Here is a 5,033-nt window from a genome sequence, read left to right on the forward strand (position 1 = left end):
TAATCTCACCTTCCGACACCGCTGAATGCGTGGTGTTGCTGTCTTTGCCTGTGTTATCCGCGTTGGTCAGCAAGGAGCCTGCGGCATTACCCGCAAGCTGGTCTGCAAATGGCGCGCCCCCGGTGCTAAAGCCGCCACTTTGGCTATCCACCTTGTAATCGGCCTTGTTTTTGAGATCCCCAAAGCCCAGCGTACCGGTATCCAGTTTATTTTTATCCGCCTCTGCGCTACTGCTAATCACCGCCCCATCAAGTTGCGTGTGCTTGCCAACGGTGATATCAAAACCGCCTTTAGCGTTAGCATTGAACGTCAGCGCCGATATGCTTCTTTTTGAAGCGAACGTGACCCTGATGAGCGTCTTAAGCTACAGTTTGAAGCGATTTCACAGCTAGACGAGAAAGAGAAAGAAGCGATTGAGACCGTGATTAACAACATCTTACATATGCATGATGCGAAGCGCTGGACAACGAAGAGTAATTAACTAGATTTTTAGCGCGGTTAAAACTAGGTGCAACTCGATTTAACCGCTAACCACAACAACTAAACGAGGTAGTCACCATGGCTAAGCGCGATTGTAGTGTAAAGACACCGACAGCTAAAGAAGAAGTGGTTAAAACCAGACAGTATACAGTGGGTTACGCCCCAACCGCGGTAAACCCAACCCCAGCCCGCAACTGACCATTAGCGGTAAGTGGCTGAAGGAGCTGGGGCGCCACTTTACCCTAACTCGACAAGCCGGACAGTTGATTATCCGGTTGGTTGGGGGGTAGGCAACTACACAAAATTATTTGAGCTACTACAACTTTATCTTAACTTATTGGTGTGGCTTCATACTGCTCAATGATATGAACGTTTTCAACATCACACTCTGGATAAATCCACTCAGACCAATGCTCTATTATCCACCTTGTACTCAAAGCTCGGCCCTCAGTTGAAGTACTTTCTGTAGGTAGTGATATTAAAATTAATCCAGCTTTATGGCCTGAAGTTACTAGCAATCCGTGAGCATCGAATAAATCGATTACCATAAAATCAACCCATGATTCATAAGGCCAGACAGCTGGTAATCTAAAAATTGAACCCCGTTTGATAGATTTACTTTTATAATCAATTAACTTCATTATTTTACCTTCAAGTTATGTCCGCCTGATTTATCTATGCTATTAGGTATTTTCTGCATAGCAAAGTCAACTTCACCTAAATGTTTTCCTTTGGAACTGACTACTTCAAATCGGCCATGCTGTGTGTCAAGTGCATAGAAGTATCCATCTTGCCCACGATAAACATCACGTCCATTTCTTTTTGTTAGCTGGTTATCTTTGATCATACCATGCTCTGCTGCTATTTTCGGGGCTGATTCTTTTACTACAGCAACCCGTTCCCTTGGTGGTAACTTCGATAAGTTTTTTTCAAATTCACCAACAGACTGACCTGTTGCTATTTTAGTATTTGGATTAATAGCAGATACTTGACTGCCCGACCCAGTAGATAAATGGGCATTCGGTAAAGAGTCCTTACCGCTATTATTTACCGATAAGCTACCGTTATGGCCTGCACCGGCTGGCACTAAATTATCATTATGTCCTTTTGTCGTATTCGCGATATTTTGTTTAAATTCACCATACTTCGATAAAACCTGTTTCAATGTCTGGCTTGTTGACATATTTAGCGTAGGTTTACCGTTATTTGCTCCTTTTAATCCATAAAATATACCGACAACATCTGCCGTTTGATTCATATTTATGGCAATCGCGAAAGTATCTTTTGCCTCTTGATAGCTAATATTCTGAGCTTTGGCGTAGTTATCTATCGCAATGTCCCATTTATCAGCAGACGTATTCGCTATAATTTGGCTAACTTTTGCGTACTCCTGTGGATTCAACTCTTTATAAGTCATTTTCCCTAAAGAGTCACCGTAGCTTTGTTGTAAACTTTGCGCTAGTGCAGAGGCTTCTCGACAAGCAGATGATGCTTTACCTTGAGAGCAAGCATCTTGAATATATTTATCAACCTCGGCGTCAAGTTGGTTAATCTGAGCTAGCTGCTCTTTTAATTCAGAAATTTCTTCAGGTGTTCGAGGGTGTAGCATTTGTCCCGTCGATGATAAAGCAAGTTCAAGACCTTTTTTCTTTTGAGCATCTTCACCGCTCAGTGCATTATTCTCAACCGTCGCCTTCCCTGCCTCTGCTGCATTGGCGGCACTGGATGTATCACCACCGACTAGTCCACCCGCAATGCCCGCCGCCAAACTCGCAAATGCACTGACTGTGGCTTTTTCGTCTTCCGTCAGCTTGCTCGGGTCTTTTCCGTATAGCTCTTTTGACAACAACCCAACCGCTTCGGCAGTCATTGCACCGAGCGATTGTGCCCCTGCATTTTCACCTTTTGTTTGTTTATTCACCGATTGATAATCGCTGTGCATCTCGGTTTTATTGGCATTCACGGAAGCCGTGGTATTCAAGTCCGATCCAACACTGCCAGACACACCGCCACTCTGTTGCTTCGAGTCGTATTTATCGGTGGTTTGCTAAGATATTTTTTGTATAACAAGAGAAATAAATAAAAAGATTAGACGCAGATCTTCGTGCCTACGGCTAAAGGTGAAGTGGTTAAAACCAAACGATATTCAATGAGTTATTTACAGAATAGAGGTCAACCCAACCTCAGCCCATAACTGATCATCAGCGGTAAGTGGCTGATGGCGTTAGGGTTTAAGGTGGGGAGCAACTACACCCTCACTCGCCAAGCCGGACAGTTGATTATCCAGTTGGCTGAGGGGGAGTAGTCTCAGGAAGATCCCTGTTTGATACAGGGGTCATTTATCAGATGGATATTGATAACAATCAGGAATTTTATAACCTTCAGGAACATCTGGAAGTTTATTACCTTCCCCCCAACCTGCCTTTTCTATATCTTCATAAATATTTAAGAAAAAATTAGATAGATCTAGTGCTTTCATTCGGGCATAAATTAATGCACATTTTGCAGTGATTAAATCATTATTTTTCAATGAATCACTTAACAAATTAAGATCGTTATATAGTCTTAATAGTTCTTCATTTAAGCGATTATCTAAATTTATTTGATAATCAATACTCCAACCTGAATCATTAAAATCACTTTCAGGAAAACTATATTTCTCCAAATTTATAATTAATTCTTTAACTTTATTTATATTACTCATTTAAGCTTTCTTCCCATTGCTGCATCAGTTTTGGCCTGATTGACACTTCCATCTAGATTCAATACAGCCTTAAAATTCCCTCGTTTATCAAAAACTTCTAAGTGATTTTTATGTTGCCCATCTAAATAAAATTGGTCACCTTTCTTGATATTCTGACCAACATCATTTGAAGCTTGATAAACACTTTGTCCTTGATAAACTTTACTGGTTTTTTGTGAATTAGTTTTAGCTTGAGAGCCCAGACCCGGCTGTTTCAAAAATTCACTCATATTTCCAACAGCACCTTGGTTAGACTGATATGGCTGTTTATTTCCTTTATTACCACTTCCCTTAATCCCAACAACTGACACTCCAGAACTCGGTATGGCACCACCGACACCCATGTTATCAGCGGCATCTTTTGTATAGAGTGCAACTTTGGCTGTAACAGATAATGAGTCATAGATCGCTTTAGCGCTTTCCGCGTTTTCTACTTTAACAAAATTGACAAGCTGAGAACGGTCTTCACTACTCAAATCATCAAATAAAGCAATCCATTTCAGGGAATCAGCGACTTCAACGCCACCGTTTAAATCAGCCCAAGCACCTATCGCATCAAAGGAACCACCACTTTCGATTTCAGCAATCGCTTTATCTCTGTTTCTCTTGCTGATTTTACCGTACTTATCGTAAATAACTGTTTTATCTGCACCAGTTTTATCGGCTTCCTCTAGCTCTCTCTTCATGTCTACGACATTTTGAGAGCTGAAAAAGTTATTCTCAACAACAACTCAAACTAAAATTACTTTTTCATAGCTAGTCTTCAGAGCTATTATTTTTATTATCAAATTTACCTGTGACAATAGGAATGATGACATTAGCGATCAAAAGTCCAGTCCCTAAAACTAAACCTATTGCACCTCCTACTTTTACTGCATAAACCAATGACTCATAAATAGATTCTATATTCAGAGAATCAAATGAAAATGTACTCTCTTTAAAAAAAGCTATTAGGATTCCTATAGGAACCCCAATCATACATAATAAAATTAAAAAAACAGGTAGAACAATTACAGCTTGGATAAAGGAAATAAATAGTTTTCTTTTCATTTTATTTATTTCCTTTTAAATCTTTTATCGTTTTCTCTGTGGCATTTTCAGCTGTAGAACCAACTCCTCCACCAATAACTTCACCTATAATTTCTGATTTGACAGGTCCATACCCATTATTTAATAAGTTACCTGTAACTTTATCACCTACTTTTATTCCTATTACAGTACCCACAACATTACCTGTAACTGCAGCGGTTGGATCTTCATTTTTTAGCGTACTGCCCAAATAAGCCCCACCGCCATTCACTGCAGTTGTGAAGATGACGCCTTTGCCTTGCGTTAATGAACCAGTCCCTATTGCGATCAGTGTATCCGTATAGTTATAAGACTCACCCGGCTTCATGGTTAAAAACTGTTGGGTTGCATCAGAGCTTCCACCTAAAAGCCCACCAAAGATTAATCCATACGCGGCTGATGCCGGCGCTATGACGGCACTTCCTGCTATCGTTGGTATCGGAGCCCACGCGATTAATAATCCTCTTGCAGGGTCTTGTCCTTCTGGGTGGTTGCCTTTTGCATATTCTTGTAAAGCTGCATTGATTTCAGTATCACTTTTTCCTTCATTATGCATTGACGTTGCAAGAGAAAAGGCACCTTGAGCGTAAGAACTCATTCCTGGCGGCAAACTAAGTGCATTATTCTCAACCGTCGCCTTCCCTGCCTCTGCTGCATTGGCGGCACTGGATGTATCACCTCCGACTAGCCCGCCTGCAATACCTGCCGCCAGACTCGCAAATGCACTGACTGTGGCTTTTTC

At 41.1% G+C, this 5,033-nt stretch carries 6 protein-coding genes and 2 pseudogenes; 1 reads left to right on the forward strand and 7 read right to left on the reverse strand.

Annotated features, from left to right (window positions below):
- A pseudogene (locus M992_RS15335) lies at positions 1-289 on the reverse strand (hemolysin); the annotation flags it as partial.
- 1 nt (position 290) lies between these two features.
- Between M992_RS15335 and M992_RS15585 the strand changes: the two are divergent.
- Positions 291-481, forward strand: a pseudogene (locus tag M992_RS15585) (helix-turn-helix domain-containing protein); the annotation flags it as partial.
- A gap of 328 nt (positions 482-809) precedes the next feature.
- Here M992_RS15585 and imm45 read toward each other — a convergent pair.
- The 6 genes from imm45 to M992_RS11955 all read right to left on the reverse strand — a co-directional run.
- Positions 810-1,121, reverse strand: coding sequence for an Imm45 family immunity protein (gene imm45, locus M992_RS11930; RefSeq protein WP_053908800.1), 312 nt, complete (start codon positions 1,119-1,121; stop codon positions 810-812).
- Positions 1,121-2,485, reverse strand: coding sequence for a VENN motif pre-toxin domain-containing protein (locus tag M992_RS15110; protein WP_053908801.1), 1,365 nt, complete (start codon positions 2,483-2,485; stop codon positions 1,121-1,123). Before M992_RS15110 ends, imm45 begins: the two co-directional genes overlap by 1 nt.
- A gap of 330 nt (positions 2,486-2,815) precedes the next feature.
- Positions 2,816-3,184, reverse strand: a complete 369-nt coding sequence (locus tag M992_RS11940) for a hypothetical protein (protein ID WP_053908802.1) — start codon at positions 3,182-3,184, stop codon at positions 2,816-2,818.
- The gene (locus M992_RS15510) at positions 3,181-3,909 is read right to left on the reverse strand and encodes a hypothetical protein (protein ID WP_248842531.1); all 729 of its coding nucleotides are present in this window, start codon (positions 3,907-3,909) and stop codon (positions 3,181-3,183) included. The genes M992_RS11940 and M992_RS15510 overlap by 4 nt, the downstream gene beginning before the upstream one ends.
- Before the next feature lie 70 nt (positions 3,910-3,979).
- Entirely contained in the window at positions 3,980-4,273 is a 294-nt protein-coding gene (locus M992_RS11950; RefSeq protein WP_053908803.1) for a hypothetical protein, read from the reverse strand.
- A gap of 1 nt (position 4,274) precedes the next feature.
- A partial coding sequence (locus M992_RS11955) for a VENN motif pre-toxin domain-containing protein (protein WP_082335433.1) occupies positions 4,275-5,033 on the reverse strand: 759 nt, incomplete at its 5' end.

It is taken from the genome of Moellerella wisconsensis ATCC 35017, from assembly GCF_001294465.1.
Classification (GTDB): domain Bacteria; phylum Pseudomonadota; class Gammaproteobacteria; order Enterobacterales; family Enterobacteriaceae; genus Moellerella; species Moellerella wisconsensis.

Bases quoted from the DNA above. Each gene is read 5' to 3' on its own strand.
- imm45 (WP_053908800.1), bottom strand. From the start codon at position 1,121: ATGAAGTTAATTGATTATAAAAGTAAATCTATCAAACGGGGTTCAATT.
- M992_RS11940 (WP_053908802.1), bottom strand. From the start codon at position 3,184: ATGAGTAATATAAATAAAGTTAAAGAATTAATTATAAATTTGGAGAAA.
- M992_RS15510 (WP_248842531.1), bottom strand. From the start codon at position 3,909: ATGAAGAGAGAGCTAGAGGAAGCCGATAAAACTGGTGCAGATAAAACA.
- M992_RS11950 (WP_053908803.1), bottom strand. From the start codon at position 4,273: ATGAAAAGAAAACTATTTATTTCCTTTATCCAAGCTGTAATTGTTCTA.